A 16,580-nucleotide genomic window follows, 5' to 3' on the forward strand; every position below is an offset into this window, starting at 1 on the left:
AAGAACAGGAACACCGATGACACAGAACAGGATTCGCAAGCAAGTTCATCTGGGCGCTCACTTTCCCGGCGTGAACAACACCACGGTGTGGACCGATCCGGCGTCCAAGAGCCAGATCGAGTTCAGCTCGTTCGAGCACCTCGCACGCAGTGCTGAACGCGGATTGTTCGACTTCTTCTTCCTCGCAGAGGGTTTGCGCCTACGCGAGCATCAGGGCAAAATTCACGACCTCGACGTGGTCGGTCGCCCGGACACCTTCAGCATTCTCAATGCGGTTGCCGGTGTGACAACGCATCTCGGCCTGGCCGGGACGATCAACACCACGTTCAACGAACCGTACGAGTTGGCCAAGCAGTTCTCGACGCTCGATCATCTCTCCGACGGCCGCGCCGCCTGGAACCTGGTCACCTCCTCGGACGCCTTCACCGGCGAGAATTTCCGCCGCGGTGGCTACCTGGAGCATTCCGAGCGGTACGCACGCGCCAACGAGTTGGTCGACGCAGTACGGACACTGTGGGACAGTTGGAGCATCGGCCGTCCGATCGTCGACCGTGAACGCGGTGTTTTTGCCACCGACCAGCAGGTAGGCCAGTTCCAGCACTCCGGCAAGCAGTTCGACATCGCCGGACGCTTCGAAGTGCCGCGGAGTCCGCAAGGGCACCCAGTTCTGTTGCAGGCCGGTGACTCCGACGAAGGACGCGAGTTCGGCGCCGCCAAGGCCGATGCCATCTTCACCGGGCACGGAACCCTCGAAGCGGGCAAGGCCTTCTACGCAGACGTGAAGGGGCGCCTGGCCAAGTACGGACGCACGCACGCAGACCTCAAGATTCTCCCCGCCGCCACCTTTGTCCTCGGTGACAACGCAGCGGATGCACAGGAGAAGGCGTATCACATCCGGCGGCAGCAGGTCGGACCTCAGACTGCCATCGCTTTTCTCGAACAGGTTTGGGGCAGAGACCTTTCGCAGTACGACGCCGACGGCCCGTTGCCGAAGGAAGATCCGTCGGACGACGTCAACATCACTCGCGGACGCGTCCGTCACGTCAAGGATCCGCGAGCGGTCGCCGATCAGTGGCGAGCGAAGGCAGAGGCCGAAAACCTCAGCATCCGTGAACTCATCATCGAAGTGACTGCCCGCCAACAGTTCGTGGGCAGTGCCGCCGAGGTGGCTGCCGAGATCGACAGCTACGTCCAGGGCGACGCGAGCGACGGCTTCATCCTCGTTCCCCACCTCACCCCCGCGGGACTGGACGAGTTCATCGACACCGTCGTACCGGAACTGCAGGACCGCGGCAGTTTCCGGACCGAATACTCAGGAACCACTCTGCGCAGCCATCTCGGGCTGCGCCACCCGCACGAGCAGGCTGAAGGAGTCCGCGCATCATGACCGTTACCGACACGTCCACCAGCACCTTCACCGGCGATTGGAATGCCTGGCACGCCTCGCGCGACGCGACCTTCAGTGAACCACTCGGCTGGCTGAGCCTGACTGCGTTGCATTGGCTGGTGGACACCGATTCCACGTTCGCAGACCTTCCGGGTGCATGGCGCGCCGACGCGAATGCCGTGGTCGTCACCGCAACGGCGGCAGACGATCTCTCGATCGACGGTGTCGCAGTGGACGGTTCGTCCACCCTGAATCCGATCGAGGGGGCGCCGGGCCTGATCGTCAAGCAGGGCGAACGTCTGGTCGAGGTCATCCGCCGCACCGGCGAGGTAGCCCTGCGGATCCACGATTCGGCAGCCCCGGCATTGGCGCAGTTCAGTGGTATCCCGACCTTCGAGCCGAACCTGCAGTGGCGCATCGACGGTATCTTCACAGCTTTCGAGGAGGCTCGCACGGTGACGACCGGTGCGGTCGTCGAGCGCCTCGAACATCATCACGACGCTCGCGGAACCATCAGCTTCGAACACGACGGAGAAACTCGGACTCTGATTGCGTTCGCGGGCAAGGACAACGGCTTTCACATCCTGTTCACCGACGCGACCAGCGGGGTGTCCACCTACCCGGCCGCCCGCTCGCTGCACGTGAGTGCACCTGAACCCGGTGGCGCGGTAGTCCTCGATTTCAATCGGGCGTCGAACCTGCCCTGCGCGTTCACCGATTACGCGACGTGCCCGGTGGCCCCCGCCGAGAACCGCCTGGCGTTCGCGGTGGAAGCCGGCGAGAAGACACCGGACACCCGCTCCGAAAGCGGACCGAGGTGAGCGCGCCGCTGTCCGTACTCGACCTCTCGCCGATCAGTGAGGGCGGAACGGCCCGCCAGGCTTTGCGGAACTCGCTGGACCTCGCTCGTTCTGCCGAAGCGTGGGGATACAAGCGTTACTGGGTCGCCGAACACCACTTCGTCGGTGTTGCCTCTTCGTCGCCAGCAGTGCTTGTCGGGCTGATCGCGGCCGCCACCAACACCATTCGCGTCGGCTCGGCCGCCGTGCTGCTGGGCAACAACACGGCGGCTCAGGTGGTCGAGGCCTTCGGTACCGTCGAAGCGTTGTATCCGGGTCGTATCGATCTCGGCATCGGGCGCAGCGGACAGCGTCGGGTGGAGGCACTTCGCGCGGTCGCTGCCGGGACGACTGCCCCCGCAGAATCGAAGCGGGAGAACGTCGTACGTGAGGGTGTGGTGATCCCGGCGCCCTTCGATCCGACCGGGCTCCTCACGTCACCGAGATTGCAGGCGTCGTTCGAGGCCTTGGCGTTTCCGGGAGCGCAGGCGCCCGATTTCGAGCAGCAGGTCGACGACATACGCTCGCTCCTGAAGGGAACCCACCGCACCCGCGACGGTATCGAATTGCACGCCAGTCCCGGCGAGAATGCCGACGTCGAACTGTGGGTGTTCGGAAGCAGCGCGGGCCCCAGTGCCGAACTCGCCGGACGACTCGGATTGCCGTTCGGTGCGAATTACCATGTGGCGCCGTCGAGTACGCTCGACGCGGTCGAGGCTTACCGTGCGGCATTCCGGCCGTCGGCAGTTCTCTCCGAGCCGTACGTCGTCGTGTCCGCGGATGTTGTTGCCGCGGAGGACGATGCGACGGCCAGGGAGTTGGCATCGACGTTCGGGCACTGGACGCACAGCATCCGCAGCGGGCACGGGGCAATCCCGTATCCCGATCCGGAGACGGCGCTCCCACTTTCCGACGCCGACAAAGCAGTGGTGGAGGATCGGCTGATCACGCAGTTCGTCGGTTCGCCCACCACCGTCGCCGACAGGCTCGACAGTCTGCAGAAGCTCACCGGGGCGGACGAATTGGTGATCACCGGAGTGACCTATCGACACGAGGATCGTCTGCGCTCGTATGAACTGCTCGCCAAGGAATGGGGACTACCCGCACTACTGGCAGCGTGAGGTTGCCTTGGTCCATTAGTGTCGAGTGATGTTTGCACCTCGAGATGCGCTTGCGGTTGCTCTTGACGTAGCGCGTGAGGGCATGGAGCTCGGGGAGATGCCGATCGGCGCAGTCGTGTTCGACGACGACCGTGTGCTCGGGCGGGCGTATACGCAAGAACGGGCACTCGGCCGACGGGTAGTCCATGCGGACCTTCAAGCGCTCTTGCAGGCCGACGAGGCTCTCGGGTTCGCTCGAGCGTCGGGTGAATTGACATTGGCGGTCAATCTCGAACCATGTCTCATGTGTATGGGTGCCGCGATCACGCTCGGTGTGACTCGGGTGTGGTTCGCTCTCGAATCCCCGAACGACGGTGCGGCGGAACTCGTGCAGCTGTGGGCGCCGCCTGTGGAGCTTCCGTTTTTCTGTAAGCCGCGTGAAGTCCTCGGCGGCATCCGCCGTGACGAAGCGCGAAATCTGTTCGCTGAATACGCCACTGGCACTGGCCCCGCCGGGATGCGAGACTGGGCGCGCAGTCTCACCTGACGCCATGGCATTTAGGAGGGCCGTGAGGCTCACGCCCCGATAGCGCCCGCGATCATCGGCCACGATGCACGCATGTCAGCTTCGAAGAGTCCCCAGGTGTGGGTGCCCTCGGGGCGGAAGCTGAACGTCGCGGGAATGCCGAGTTGATTGAATCGACCCTGCAATGCGGCAGTGCACATGTTGGTGATGCCTTCGAGCACAGCGCCGGGAACGACCCCGGCAGCCATCGCCAGTGAGTTGATTCCGTCCACCGGGCCGGGAAGTCCGTTGCCGGTCGAGACGAACAGTGCTGTACCGCGCAGTTTCTCGGCGTTGATCAGCGGGTCGTGCGCAGCCCACTGCGGGCTACCCCACGGCCCCCACATGTTGCCTGCGTTTCCGCCGCCGAGTATCTCGACCATCGAACGCACCGCTGCCTGACCGAGCGGGTCGCCGGCGCGCGGGCAGCCGCTGTACGAGCCGACGGCGCGGTAGGTGCCGGGCGACTGGATCGCGAGGTCCAGGACCGGCCCACCAGCCATCGACACACCACCGAGCGCGTTGACGCCGGTCGTGTTGTACCGAGCGTTGACTGCAGCCGGTAGTTCCTTGGTGAGGTACGTCTGCCATTTGTTGCGCCCGAGTACCGGATCGTCGGCGTTCCAGTCGGTGTACATGCTGAACTTGCCGCCGACCGGCATGACCACGTTGACGTGCTTGTCGTTGAAGAAGTCACGGACTCCGGTGTTGTTGAACCACGAGATTCCGTCCTCACCGCCGCCGACGCCGGTCAACAGATAGAACGTCGGGGCAGCGCCGCCGCCGGCCGGGGAGATCACGTCGTTGGCGATCCAACGGTCCATCGAGGGTGAGTAGACGTCGATGCGACTGACCACGGAATCCGCGCTCGCAGTCGGCGCACTGAGGCCGAGAAAGCCGGCAGCCATTGCCACCGCCATCGTCAGCCGAACCGTGAAACGACGTGTCTTCATATTTCCCCCCAGGCGCAAGCCGGACAGCGTATTTGTGCCTTCCAACAGTGGCACAATGCGAAGAAGAGTGACGAATGTCCGGGTAACAGTCCGATAAGAAGATGGAGACAATTGCGTGGGATCGCAGTCGCACCACCCCGAATCCGACGTGATTCGGCTGGCCTTCGGGCTGGCTGCGATCACGGCCGGTGCGGCGCGCAGAACCGCTGGTTTCGCCCTTGATTCGGTGCAGCGGATCCCCGTACTCGGTGGCCCTCTCGACGACGCGATCACCCAGGTCACCACCCGCGGCACGGACGCGATTCGCTCGACCGCGGAGTTCGCCGACTCCACCCTGCGGACGGTGATCAAAGCTGTCGTCGACGCTGCTCTGGCCGAAGTCGACATCACGAAAATCGTCGTCGACCACGTGGACATCGACAAGATCGCCGAAAACATCGACGTGGACAAGATTGCCGAGCGAGTCTCGCTCGAACCGATCATCGACCGGGTCGACGTGGACGAGATCGCAAGTCGCCTCGACGTCAAGGCGGTGATCGATCGCCTCGACCTCGACGGGATAGTCGACACCGTCGACCTCGAACGCCAGGTCAACCGCATCGACCTCGTAAAGATCGCCGACCAGGTCATCGAGGGCGTCGACCTCCCGCAGATGATTCGTGAATCGACCGGCTCACTCTCCACGGAAGCCGTGCACGGAGCGCGGGTGCAGGGCATGCAGGCGGACGACGCCGTGGCGGGATTCGTCGGGCGACTGTTCGGCCGCGATAACGCAACACCCTTACACGAGACCGATCCGGACACGAACGCAGGCGAACGCTAGTGGTCCAGGAGAGTTCCGGCCCGGCCGGCATCGTCACCCGTGGACTCGCCGGACTGATCGATCTGGGCGTCGTCCTGCTCCTGATGGGTTCCGTGTACGTAGGCTTCGCCTTCGTCCGACTGCTCTTCTCACCGCAGAGTTTCACGTTCTCGGAACCGGGAATCTTTCTGTCCACGACGGCATTTCTCGGTGTCTCGGTGGCGTATCTGACTGCCTGCTGGGCGACCACCGGCCGAACCGTCGGCTCCCTCGTGATGGGGCTCCGCGTGATCACGTCCGGGCATCGCCTCGTGCGCTGGCCGTTGGCGTTCGTCCGCGCCGTGCTCTGCGTACTCTTCGCCTTCGGATTGTTGTGGTCGGCGGTCGATCGACGACGACGATCGCTGCAGGACATCGTTCTACGCACCGAGGTCGTCTACGACTGGCGTCAGGACCCGGATCTGGTTGCACCGCACGGAGGCGAGCACGCATGAGCGAACCCAATCGCCCGGACGAACGCTTCACTCTCGCCAGTGAGCGCACCTTTCTCGCCTGGATGCGTAGCTCACTCGCCTTGCTGGCGGGCGGCATCGCCGTCGTCCAGTTGGTGCCGGAGTGGAGCACAGGGTGGGTCCGCACGGCGCTCGGTCTGATCTTGATCGGACTCTCGGCGGCAGCAGCCTTGGTAGGTATGCGACGCTGGCTACAGGTGAAGAAGGCGCTCGAGGACGGAGCCGCGATGCCGGAACCGCACGCACTGTGGCTGTTTGCCCTGGCGTTGGCGGGGGTTGCCGTCGCTGCCGGTATCGCGACAGTGGTCACCAGCCTCGCTCGCTGAGATACGCAGAGAAGTCCTTGCGGTGTCTGGATAGTCTGCAAAGAACGAGAAGCATGTCAGAGAAGTACACGAAACAGACGACAAGGGAGTGCACGGTGGCGCAGGAACTCAAGCTCGGATACAAGGCTTCGGCTGAGCAATTCGGCCCTCGCGAACTGGTAGAGCTGGCAGTTCTGGCCGAGCAGCACGGCATGGATTCCGTTGCGGTGAGCGATCATTTCCAGCCATGGCGCCACAACGGTGGACACGCACCGTTCTCGCTCGCCTGGATGACGGCCGTCGGTGAGCGCACCGAGCGTGTGCAGATCGGCACGTCCGTGATGACGCCGACGTTCCGCTACAACCCGGCGGTCATCGCTCAGGCGTTCGCGACGATGGGATGTCTCTACCCCGGCCGCATCATGCTCGGCGTCGGCAGCGGCGAGGCTCTCAACGAGATCGCGACCGGCTTCCAGGGCGAGTGGCCCGAGTTCAAGGAACGCTTCGCGCGGCTGCGTGAGTCCGTGCGGTTGATGCGTGAGCTGTGGCTGGGCGATCGTGTCGACTTCGAAGGCGAGTACTTCACCACTCGCGGCGCGTCGATCTACGACGTTCCCGAGGGCGGCATTCCCGTTTACATCGCGGCCGGCGGACCCGTTGTCGCCCGGTACGCGGGACGTGCCGGTGACGGCTTCATCTGCACTTCCGGAAAGGGCATGGAGCTCTACACCGAGAAGCTGCTTCCAGCCGTTGCCGAGGGCGCAGCCAAGGCCGAGCGCGACGTCGCAGACATCGACAAGATGATCGAGATCAAGATCAGCTACGACACCGATCCGGAGGCTGCACTCGAGAACACGCGCTTCTGGGCGCCGCTGTCCCTGACACCGGAGCAGAAGCACAGCATCGAGGATCCGATCGAAATGGAAGCTGCTGCCGACGCTCTGCCCATCGAGCAGGTGGCCAAGCGCTGGATCGTCGCTTCTGATCCGGACGACGCCGTCGAGCAGGTCAAGGCCTACGTCGATGCCGGTCTCAATCACCTGGTGTTCCACGCACCGGGCCATGATCAGCGCCGGTTCCTCGAACTGTTCGAGCGTGACCTTGCGCCCCGCTTGCGTGCTCTGGGCTGATCCTCGAGATCAACTGAACGGTGTCTGCCACTCGACGTGTGGCGGGCACCGTTCGTCTTTCTCGTAGCTGCCGGTTGTCGGCACGAGCGTGAGCGTGGCCACGATCAGTGGCAGGGTGGGCGGAGGCCCACACTAGGCTGTTGGGCATGCCAGAAGCGCCCGCTGCCGTGTCGAGTGTCTACGTCGCCTCTCCTGAAGGTGACACCGGAAAATCCACCATCGCGCTCGGCGTGCTGCAGATGCTGTGCGCGACCGTCGCCCGGGTCGGTGTCTTCCGCCCGATCGCCCGCTCGACCGAGGAAACCGACTACATCCTCGAACTCCTGCTCGAGCACACCACCGCCGATCTCTCCTACGCCGACGCACTCGGCGTCACCTACGAGCAGGTTCACGCCGATCCTGAAGCCGCACTGGCCGACATCGTCGCGAAGTACCACACCGTGGCCGAGCAGTGCGACGCCGTCGTGATCATCGGAAGTGACTACACCGACGTCGCCAGCCCCAGCGAACTGAGCTTCAATGCCCGCATCGCCGTGAACCTGGGGGCGCCGGTCCTGCTCGCGGTACGCGGCGCTCGGCGCAGCGTCGAGGAGGTCGCCCAGCTCGCGCACCTGTGCGCTGCCGAGTTGGCCGCCAACCACGCTCATCTGCTCGCCGTCGTCGCCAACCGTTGCGATCCCGACAAGCTCGACGAGGTGACCGCAGCGCTGTCCGACATCGGTGTTCCGACGTGGAGCCTGCCGGAGATTCCGCTACTCGTCTCACCCACGATGGCCGAGTTGATGGAGGCCACCGGCGGCGAGTTGTATTCGGGTGACCCGGAACTGCTGCACCGCGAGGCACTGAAGGTGATGGTGGGCGGCATGACCGCCGAGCACATCCTCGAGCGTCTCGTCGAGGGCATGGTCGTGATCGCACCGGGCGACCGCTCGGACGTCCTGCTCGCGTTGCTCAATGCTCATGAGGCGGAGGGATTTCCGTCGCTCGCGGGCATCATCATGAACGGCGGGATCACACCGCACCCGGCCATCGCGGCGTTGATGGCCGGCCTCAAACAGCGCCTTCCGATCCTCACCACAACTCTCGGTACTTTCGACACCGCAAGCGCCGCGGCCCAAACCCGCGGACGCGTGGCAGTCGGTTCGCAGCGAAAGGTCGACACCGCCCTGAGCTTGATGGAACAGCGCGTCGACGCAGACGTCCTGATGGACCGACTGGCACTGCCGATCCCGTCCGTTGTGACCCCACAGATGTTCGAGTACAAGCTGATCGACCGCGCTCGACACGACCGCAAGCACATCGTCCTGCCGGAAGGTGACGACGACCGGATCCTGCGCGCTGCCGGTCGACTACTGCAACGTCAGGTTGCCGACCTGACGATCCTCGGTGACGAACCGAGTGTGCGTCGACGCGCGGCGGAACTCGGCGTGGACATCAGTGGCGCACAGGTACTCTCACCGGCGCAGTCCGAGTACACCGAGCGCTTCGCACAGGAATACACCGCGCTGCGTGCACACAAGGGCATGACCATCGAGCGGGCCCGCGAGGTGATCGCCGACATCTCGTACTTCGGAACGATGATGGTGCACTTGGGTATTGCCGACGGCATGGTCTCCGGCGCCGCCCACACCACCGCTCACACGATCCGGCCCTCCTTCGAGATCATCAAGACAGCCCCCGGCGTCTCGACGGTCTCGAGTATCTTCCTGATGTGCCTGGCCGACCGCGTTCTCTCCTACGGCGACTGCGCCGTGGTTCCGGATCCGACGTCGGAGCAGTTGGCGGACATCGCGATCTCGTCGGCGCAGACGGCGTCGCAGTTCGGGATCGATCCGCGTATCGCGATGCTCTCGTACTCCACCGGCGATTCGGGTAGCGGAGCCGACGTCGACAAGGTTCGTAGCGCGACCGCTTTGGTGCGCGAGCGTCGCCCGGACCTGTTGGTGGAAGGGCCCATTCAGTACGACGCCGCTGTCGAGCAGAGTGTGGCCGACAAGAAGATGCCGGATTCGTTGGTGGCGGGCAAAGCAACGGTGTTCGTGTTCCCGGACCTGAACACCGGCAACAACACGTACAAGGCAGTGCAGCGTAGCGCCGGCGCAATCGCCGTCGGCCCGGTTCTACAGGGACTGAACAAGCCGGTCAACGACCTCTCGCGTGGTGCGTTGGTCCAGGACATCGTCAACACCGTGGCTATCACGGCAATTCAGGCACAGGGAGCGTAAGAGTGAGCGACGGCACCGTACTGGTCATCAATTCCGGCTCGTCATCCATCAAATTTCAACTCGTGCATCCGGATACGGCGGAATCGGTGGCGCACGGTCTCATCGAACGCATCGGCGAACCCGACGGACACATCGTCTACAACCACCGCACCGGAGTCGAAGACCGGAGCCTTCCGATCGCCGATCACCGCGCGGGCCTGAAGATGGTGCTCGACATCGTCGCCGAGGTCGGGCGGCCGCTGAGCGAGGCCGGAATCATCGCCGTCGGTCACCGAGTCGTGCACGGTGGTGACATCTTCTATTCGCCGACGCTCATCGACGACGGCGTCGTGAAAGCCATCGCGGATCTGTCGAACCTTGCGCCGCTGCACAATCCGGCCAACGTGATCGGTATCGAGGTGGCACGCGAAGAACTGCCCGACGTTCCGCACGTAGCCGTCTTCGACACCGCGTTCTTCCATACGCTGCCCGCGGCAGCATCGACCTACGCGATCGATCGGGACGTGGCCAAGGCCAACCAGATTCGCCGGTACGGCTTCCACGGGACCTCACACGAATACGTGTCGGGCCGCGTCGCGGACTTCCTCGGCAAGGATCCGGCCGAACTGAATCAGATAGTTCTGCACCTCGGAAACGGCGCTTCGGCCTCGGCGATCAAGGGCGGCAAGGCTATCGACACCACGATGGGCCTCACCCCGCTCGAGGGTCTTGTCATGGGTACGCGCAGCGGCGACATCGATCCAGGCATCATCTTGCACCTCAACCGCAACTCGGGAATGAAGGTCGACGAGATCGACGACCTCCTCAACCGTCGTTCCGGTTTGAAGGGACTCTCCGGAGTCAACGATTTCCGCGCTCTGCTCGCACTGATCGAGGGCGGCGACGAAGACGCAAAACTCGCGTATGACGTCTACGTGCATATGCTGCGTAAGTACATCGGCGCCTTCATCGTTCAACTCGGCGGCGTCGACGTCATCACCTTCACCGGCGGCGTCGGGGAGAACAACATCGACGTGCGACGCGACAGCCTGGCCGGGCTTTCCCGTCTCGGGATCGAGGTTGATCCGGCTCTCAACGAGGCGAAGAGTCGCAACGAGCGTCGTATCTCCGCATCGTCCTCGGCCGTCGAGGTACTCGTGGTCCCCACGAACGAGGAATTGGCGATCGCCCGTGCGGCAGAGGCTTTGGTGGCCGCGCTGTAGTTCCGGCAACACTGTAGTTCTCGGGGCGTCCGTCAGAAATTGCTGCGGGGACGCACCGCATTCGCCCGGTCGACGAGGGCGTAGCGGTGCGTACGGGAAGTCGTGGCGCGGGCAAGGGCGCGTAGGCAGGCCTCGGCTCCCGTACGCAGACCCTGCTCGGTGAAGGGTAGATCAAGGATGGGTTCGAGTTCGGTGTGCGAGCGGTTGCCGTAGCGAATCCAATCGAGTGCCGTGCCCAACACCAGGGTTCGCATCTGCAGGCTTCGGCTTTCTTCAGCAGGTAGCGCTCGAACGCGACGGGCAGCTTCCCTCAGCGTCGATTCGTCGAGTTCGGCGATAGGAACGCCGGACAGCATCGTCAACGCGCTCGACATCCGTGCGACGTTGTAGTGCCGGGAGGATGTGGGCACTTCGTCGAGGGCGGCGATCGCGGCCTTCTTGTTGCCGTGATCGGCGAGTTGGCGAGCGAGCCCGAATGCAGCGCTCACGTAGTTCCGTTCGGTCCGCCAGACGGTGCGGTAGTACTTCTCGGAGAAGCGGCACCATTGGTCCGGGTCGTCGCTCTCCCAGTGCTGGAGAATCAGTTCTGCCGTCGCTGCCAACGCCAGCTTGGGTGCAGCCTCGCCGGGTAGCGCGGTGAGGACTGTCTCGAAATGACTGAAAGCAGGCTCGAATCGGCCTGATTGCAACGCCGCGAGTCCTCGATACCACTCGATTTTCCAGTGGTCACCGATGTTCTGCTGGAGTTCGCCCAGAACAGTCAGTGCGGTTTCCGGATCGCCGAGGTCGAGATGAGCCTTGGCCTCGGCCAGTCGAACCTCGCCCGAGACGGAGGCCGCGGGTGTGCCCGATGTTCGGTCGATTCCGTTCTCACGGGCGTGTTTCAACGCATCGAGAGTCTGCGACGGCTCACTGTGAACGGCTGCCGCCAGCAACGGCGCACTGGGATCGGTGGGGTCCACCAGCGGAATAGGAAGTGCATGCGCGACTTCGCGCGGATCGAGAGCGGCGTCGTGGCTGACTCCGTCGACGTACACATCGGTTTGCCCGACCAATTCGTCAGTGCCGAAAGACGTTCGCTGCCTGCTGAACACGAGCGAGAGTCCAGGATTCTCCTGCCCGGTCTGCTCCGCGAGGATTTCTCGCAGAACACCGGTGAGCTGGCCCGCGATCTCCTCGGCGGACTGAAATCGCTTCTTCGGGTCCGGGTCGGTGGCGCGCAACAGAAGGCGATGGAAGAACTCGTGGTCTCGGAGCAGTGGCTCGTCCTCGGGTTCGGGGAGGCCGTCGAGATACCGTCCGTGCTTCGAGGGCATGTCGAGGGTGAGAACCGCGAGTGTTCTTCCGACGGTGAAGATGTCGGACGCGATGGTCGGACCGGTCTCGATGATCTCCGGTGCTTGATAACCGGCAGTGCCGTACAGGTATCCGTAGTCTTCGATTCCGGACACGGCGCCGAGGTCGATCAGCTTCAACTGATCCTCTGTGACCATCACGTTCTCGGGTTTGAGGTCGTTGTACGCCAGGCCGGTGGAATGCAGATAGCTCAGCGCCGGAAGGATTTCCAACACGTAGCCGATCGCCTGCTCGATCGGCATGTGCTTGCCGTCCGGGAATTCGGCCAGCACCTCGCGCAACGATCGCCCACCCACGTACTCCATGACGATGTACCCCATGGGTGTCCCGTCCGGGCGCGGATGCTCGACGAAATTGAAGATCTTGACGATGCTGGGGTTGGCGACCTCGGCGAGGAATTGACGCTCGGCCACCGCGACGGCCTGTGCTTCGGAATCACCGAAATGCAAGAGTCCCTTGAGAACAACCCACCTGTCGCTGACATTGCGATCGATCGCGAGGTAGATCCATCCCAGGCCGCCGTGCGCGATCGGTCCCTGGACCTCGTATTGACCCGACACCAGTTCGCCCTCTTCGAGGAGCGGGCGGAAGTCGAAGGTGGAACCGCATTTGGGGCAGGTTCCGTGCTGAGTTGCCTTGGTGCTTGCGCTCTTACGGCCGACCGGCTCGTTGCACTTCCAACAGAAGCGTTTGCGCTCGGGGACCGTCGGGTCACTCATCACCGCGGATGCCGGGTCGATCTGCGGGACGGGGGGAACCTCGACCAGGCCGCCGCCGAGGCGCAGCTTGCGCCCCGACCTGCTGCGGCGGGATCGAGTAGAGCGGCCGGTGGGGGAGGAGGACGCGGACGGCGTGGTTCCCCGTATCTGCGCCGACGTCGGTTCTAGGCGCTCGTAGGCGCCGGTGGCTTCAGGTTCGGGACGCTCGTAGGCGCCGGTGGCTTCGGGCTCGGGACGTAGGGCCGCCTGGGTGGCGTCGGGCTCGGGGCCGGTCTCTTCGGTCATGTCGGCCTCAATCCCGGTAGACGGCCGGCGGGGGACCGGGTGACGGACCGAGGACACTGAGCCAGCGGTCGTAGATGCGGTTCCAGGTCCCGTCGCCCCTGATCCGATCCAGTGTTCCGTTGACGAATCGGACCAGATCGGGGTTGTCCTTGTTGACGCCGATTCCGTAGGGTTCGACGCCCAGTGATCCGCCGACCATCATCAGGTAGGGATCTTGCGAGGCGAGCCCGGCGAGAATCGTGTCGTCGGTGCTGATCGCGTCCACCTGCCCCTGCTGCAGGACGACCAGGCAGTCGGACCACATCGGGACGGTCACGACGGTGGCTTCCGGTTGGAGTTGCTGGATGCGAGTGGCCGACGTCGTTCCCCGGGCAGCGCAGACCCGTTTGCCTGCGAGGTCGTCGATGCCGCGGACGGGAGACCCCTGCAAGACCTGAATTCGTTGTTCAGCGGAGAAGTACTGCGTCGAGAAGTCGACCTTCTCGCGCCGGTCACACGTGATGGTCATGGTTTTGACGACCACGTCGACCATCGATTCCTGCAGCGCAGCGATCCGGTCGTCCGACGTCAGGATCCGATACTCGATCTTCTCCGGGTCGCCGAGCAGATCACGGGCGATCTCGCGGGCGATGTCGACGTCGAAACCTTCGAGGCGTCCGGTGGCCGGATCGCGAAAGCTCATGAGATTGGAGCCGGTGTCCAGGCCCACGATCAGACGTCCGCGCGCTCGGATGGCGTCGAGGCTCGGGGTGGGTGGCCGCGGAGATGCGTCCGCGGAGGTCGGCCGCAGGCTTGCGGTGAGGTTGGTGCACGAGGTGGTGGTCGTCGGCGTCGGACTGGGAGCGATCGTGGCTTCGGCGGGTAGCGGCGGTTCCGTGTACGACGTCACGGCTGCGTTGTTCAGGTCTTCGACTCGTCCCGCACCGCACCCAGCGAGGAGCAGCACGGCCGCCGCGAGCATCGCGATGCACGCAACCGAGTGCTTCCGCTGTAACCCTGTTCTTCCAGTCACTGGTACTCCCGCAGTCGGGGCCAGAATCCGATGAAAATTCCGGCTACACCGAGAACTGCCAATACAGTCATGCCCGGTGCGGAGGCCGCCAACACACGTGAGGCGTACGAGACGTCCGATCGAAGATTTGTACGCGAATCCACGATTCCCTGCCAGAGTTCGTGATCGAGCTTTCCGTACTCCGCGGCCGAATCCTGTTCTCCGGCGCCGATGGTGATGGCTGCGGCGGACGTGAAGTCGCCGTTTCCGAGACGGTCGTACATGCGCGTGTGCGCAGCCACCCACTGCTGGCGCGAGTCGAGTGCGGCGGTCAGCACTTCGCTGTTCACTCGGGCGCGATCATCGTCTTGCAGGCGCTCGAGAATGTCGCGCAAAGCGTCGACCTTGCGGGTGAACGTCACGTTGTCCTCGGCGGTTGAATCCCGCCTCGCCAAGGTGAGAGTTTCGACGGTGCGTGCTTGCTGCGCCATGATTCGTGCTTCGGTCAGTTCGTGCAGTGGCTCGGCGCCCGCGTCGAGAGCGCGCCCGGTTGCCAGCGCGGAGACCAGTCCGACTGTGAGCAGCCACAGCAGCGCTGCCGCGACCGCGAGCGAGGCGAGGATCAACCCGAGATTGAAGCGTCGGCGACTCTTGCGGGAGAAGTACACCTGCACCGCGAGCAACGCACACAGGACAAGGACGAACGCCACGATCGGCCACCACGGTGGAGTCTCGAAATCGCGCTGTACCTGGGAAACCAGAGTCTCCTGCGACGCGTGCAGTTGCTGAGCCATCGGCAGCAGCGAGGTTTGCATCAACTGCGAGGCCTCGCTCAAATACGCTGCCCCGACGGGGTTTCCGACACGATTGTTTGCCCGTGCGGTTTCGACCAGCCCGGTGTAGACGGACAGGTCGGTCGAGATGGTGGTCAACGCGCTGTGGCCGGCGAGATCCGTCGAGTCGAGGCCGGCCGATGCCTGCACGATCTCCGCCGACGCTTCACCGATCGACTGCGTGTATCGGTCACGTACGTCGGCGGGTTCGAGGCCGCCGGAGATGAAGGCAGTGGCCGCGGCGGCGTCTGCCAACGACAGCGCGCTGTAGAGATTCTGGGCAGAGTTGGCGAGAGGTTCGGTTTCGACGAGGAGGAGGTCGAGATTTGCCTGACGGTTCTCGATCGCTGCAGTGGCGAGAAGTCCGGCGATCAGGGTGATCGCGATCAGGATCAGTCCGACGACGGTCAGCCGACCAGGTGTGGACGACATGAATGCCTGGAGTTCGCGCCGCAGAAGTGCCCGCTCGTCCTCCGCCGACACTGTCGTGGCCTCGGAGGGCGGCAGCGACCGGGGTTCGATGGACGGGACGACACGGTCGACCATCGAGCACCTCACTTCGCTGCTGTACGCGGGCTACCGAGAAATGATGTCGCCGAGAAATGATTCAGGGCATCTTCGCGAGCATATAAGCATCACCTACACCTGGAGCAGATTGAAACGGTTAGTGTGGGACAACGGCGAGAGCAGGCGGAGCGAGGTAGTCGATGCGTGGTGACGGTGACGGTTGGTCCATCGGGTCGGACGGTACGCGGCATTGGGGTAAACACGGTGCCGCCGGGCTGCTCTTGCGCGCCCCCGATTCGGACGGATCGCCCATGGTCCTGCTGCAGCATCGTGCGGCGTGGAGCCATCAGGGCGGAACGTGGGCACTGCCCGGCGGAGCGCGGGACTCACACGAGAGCACGACGCACGCCGCGGTCCGGGAGGCTCACGAAGAAGCAGGTATCGCCGAGGACGCCGTCCGCGTTCGCGGAGAGGTAGTCACCATGCGCGCCGAGAGCGGGTGGACTTACACCACCGTCGTAGCTGACGCGGCGCATCCACTCTCGACGGTTGCCAACGGTGAGAGCACCGAGTTGCGGTGGGTCCGTGAAGCCGACGTCGACTCGCTGCCACTGCATCCGGGATTCGGTTCCTCGTGGCCCGAACTCCGGACTGCGCCGGTTGTGTCGGTGGACGCCGATCCGCACACCGTCGTGCTCGAGAACGGCGGATTCGGATGGTTGTCGGGTAGTTCCCCCGAAGACAGCGCCCACGAAGACAGCGACCAGAACTTGTCCGAGGCGAGCAGGACGGCGAGCAGTACCCAGTCGTAACAACTCGAGTATTGACAGTTCGTACACAGCAGAAGGGCCGGACTCCTCGGGAGTCCG

15 protein-coding genes are annotated in these 16,580 nt (G+C 64.1%); 11 read left to right on the forward strand and 4 right to left on the reverse strand.

All coding sequences use genetic code 11. The features are described 5' to 3' along the window. Positions 1-16 precede the first annotated feature (16 nt). From ACFWAD_RS25700 to ACFWAD_RS25715, 4 genes are read left to right on the forward strand one after another with little or no spacing between them, the layout of a single operon-like run. The gene (locus ACFWAD_RS25700; protein WP_378548951.1) at positions 17-1,387 is read left to right on the forward strand and encodes an NtaA/DmoA family FMN-dependent monooxygenase; all 1,371 of its coding nucleotides are present in this window, start codon (positions 17-19) and stop codon (positions 1,385-1,387) included. Then, complete coding sequence (locus ACFWAD_RS25705) at positions 1,384-2,208, forward strand: DUF1684 domain-containing protein (RefSeq protein WP_378548954.1); 825 nt, start codon at positions 1,384-1,386, stop codon at positions 2,206-2,208. The genes ACFWAD_RS25700 and ACFWAD_RS25705 overlap by 4 nt, the downstream gene beginning before the upstream one ends. Beyond that, the gene (locus ACFWAD_RS25710; protein ID WP_378548957.1) at positions 2,205-3,347 is read left to right on the forward strand and encodes an LLM class flavin-dependent oxidoreductase; all 1,143 of its coding nucleotides are present in this window, start codon (positions 2,205-2,207) and stop codon (positions 3,345-3,347) included. Before ACFWAD_RS25705 ends, ACFWAD_RS25710 begins: the two co-directional genes overlap by 4 nt. 28 nt (positions 3,348-3,375) lie before the next feature. After that, on the forward strand, positions 3,376-3,873 hold the full coding sequence (locus tag ACFWAD_RS25715; RefSeq protein WP_378537292.1) for a nucleoside deaminase: 498 nt from the start codon (positions 3,376-3,378) through the stop codon (positions 3,871-3,873). Between the two features lie 29 nt (positions 3,874-3,902). On the opposite strand, the gene ACFWAD_RS25720 is transcribed toward ACFWAD_RS25715, so the two are convergent. Further along, on the reverse strand, positions 3,903-4,844 hold the full coding sequence (locus ACFWAD_RS25720) for an alpha/beta hydrolase (protein WP_378548960.1): 942 nt from the start codon (positions 4,842-4,844) through the stop codon (positions 3,903-3,905). Between the two features lie 115 nt (positions 4,845-4,959). On the opposite strand from ACFWAD_RS25720, the gene ACFWAD_RS25725 reads away from it, so the two are divergent. The 6 genes from ACFWAD_RS25725 to ACFWAD_RS25750 all read left to right on the forward strand — a co-directional run bounded on the left by ACFWAD_RS25725 (position 4,960) and on the right by ACFWAD_RS25750 (position 11,020). After that, positions 4,960-5,667, forward strand: coding sequence for a hypothetical protein (locus ACFWAD_RS25725; RefSeq protein WP_378548963.1), 708 nt, complete (start codon positions 4,960-4,962; stop codon positions 5,665-5,667). Then, positions 5,667-6,140 carry an RDD family protein gene (locus tag ACFWAD_RS25730; protein WP_378548966.1) on the forward strand — a complete coding sequence of 158 codons (474 nt, stop codon included), beginning with the start codon at positions 5,667-5,669 and terminating at the stop codon, positions 6,138-6,140. The genes ACFWAD_RS25725 and ACFWAD_RS25730 overlap by 1 nt, the downstream gene beginning before the upstream one ends. Then, positions 6,137-6,484, forward strand: coding sequence for a YidH family protein (locus ACFWAD_RS25735; protein ID WP_378548969.1), 348 nt, complete (start codon positions 6,137-6,139; stop codon positions 6,482-6,484). The genes ACFWAD_RS25730 and ACFWAD_RS25735 overlap by 4 nt, the downstream gene beginning before the upstream one ends. Positions 6,485-6,579: 95 nt before the next feature. Continuing rightward, positions 6,580-7,593 carry a glucose-6-phosphate dehydrogenase (coenzyme-F420) gene (gene fgd / locus ACFWAD_RS25740; protein ID WP_003944371.1) on the forward strand — a complete coding sequence of 338 codons (1,014 nt, stop codon included), beginning with the start codon at positions 6,580-6,582 and terminating at the stop codon, positions 7,591-7,593. 146 nt (positions 7,594-7,739) lie between these two features. Then, entirely contained in the window at positions 7,740-9,818 is a 2,079-nt protein-coding gene (gene pta, locus ACFWAD_RS25745; protein WP_378548972.1) for a phosphate acetyltransferase, read from the forward strand. A 2-nt stretch (positions 9,819-9,820) separates the two neighbouring features. After that, positions 9,821-11,020 (forward strand): acetate kinase, encoded by a 1,200-nt coding sequence (locus ACFWAD_RS25750; RefSeq protein ID WP_378548975.1) that lies wholly within the window; start codon positions 9,821-9,823, stop codon positions 11,018-11,020. A 32-nt stretch (positions 11,021-11,052) separates the two neighbouring features. Here ACFWAD_RS25750 and ACFWAD_RS25755 read toward each other — a convergent pair whose 3' ends face one another. The 3 genes from ACFWAD_RS25755 to ACFWAD_RS25765 are packed head-to-tail and all read right to left on the reverse strand — an operon-like array spanning position 11,053 to position 15,750. Continuing rightward, positions 11,053-13,380, reverse strand: coding sequence for a tetratricopeptide repeat protein (locus ACFWAD_RS25755; RefSeq protein ID WP_378548978.1), 2,328 nt, complete (start codon positions 13,378-13,380; stop codon positions 11,053-11,055). A gap of 7 nt (positions 13,381-13,387) precedes the next feature. Further along, entirely contained in the window at positions 13,388-14,341 is a 954-nt protein-coding gene (locus tag ACFWAD_RS25760) for a glutamate ABC transporter substrate-binding protein (protein ID WP_378549212.1), read from the reverse strand. Positions 14,342-14,388: 47 nt separating this feature from the next. Continuing rightward, positions 14,389-15,750, reverse strand: a complete 1,362-nt coding sequence (locus tag ACFWAD_RS25765; RefSeq protein ID WP_378548981.1) for a hypothetical protein — start codon at positions 15,748-15,750, stop codon at positions 14,389-14,391. Positions 15,751-15,911: 161 nt separating this feature from the next. Here ACFWAD_RS25765 and ACFWAD_RS25770 point away from each other — a divergent pair, with 161 nt between their 5' ends. Next, positions 15,912-16,523, forward strand: a complete 612-nt coding sequence (locus ACFWAD_RS25770) for an NUDIX domain-containing protein (protein ID WP_378548984.1) — start codon at positions 15,912-15,914, stop codon at positions 16,521-16,523. The last annotated feature ends 57 nt before the right edge of the window (positions 16,524-16,580 follow it).

It is taken from the genome of Rhodococcus sp. NPDC059969, from assembly GCF_042738325.1.
GTDB lineage: Bacteria > Actinomycetota > Actinomycetes > Mycobacteriales > Mycobacteriaceae > Rhodococcus_F.

Excerpts from the sequence above, each read along its gene's own strand:
- ACFWAD_RS25700 (WP_378548951.1), top strand. The coding sequence starts at position 17 with ATGACACAGAACAGGATTCGCAAGCAAGTTCATCTGGGCGCTCACTTT.
- ACFWAD_RS25705 (WP_378548954.1), top strand. The coding sequence starts at position 1,384 with ATGACCGTTACCGACACGTCCACCAGCACCTTCACCGGCGATTGGAAT.
- ACFWAD_RS25715 (WP_378537292.1), top strand. The coding sequence starts at position 3,376 with ATGTTTGCACCTCGAGATGCGCTTGCGGTTGCTCTTGACGTAGCGCGT.
- ACFWAD_RS25720 (WP_378548960.1), bottom strand. The coding sequence starts at position 4,844 with ATGAAGACACGTCGTTTCACGGTTCGGCTGACGATGGCGGTGGCAATG.
- ACFWAD_RS25735 (WP_378548969.1), top strand. The coding sequence starts at position 6,137 with ATGAGCGAACCCAATCGCCCGGACGAACGCTTCACTCTCGCCAGTGAG.
- pta (WP_378548972.1), top strand. The coding sequence starts at position 7,740 with ATGCCAGAAGCGCCCGCTGCCGTGTCGAGTGTCTACGTCGCCTCTCCT.
- ACFWAD_RS25755 (WP_378548978.1), bottom strand. The coding sequence starts at position 13,380 with ATGACCGAAGAGACCGGCCCCGAGCCCGACGCCACCCAGGCGGCCCTA.
- ACFWAD_RS25760 (WP_378549212.1), bottom strand. The coding sequence starts at position 14,341 with ATGCTCGCGGCGGCCGTGCTGCTCCTCGCTGGGTGCGGTGCGGGACGA.
- ACFWAD_RS25765 (WP_378548981.1), bottom strand. The coding sequence starts at position 15,750 with ATGGTCGACCGTGTCGTCCCGTCCATCGAACCCCGGTCGCTGCCGCCC.
- ACFWAD_RS25770 (WP_378548984.1), top strand. The coding sequence starts at position 15,912 with ATGCGTGGTGACGGTGACGGTTGGTCCATCGGGTCGGACGGTACGCGG.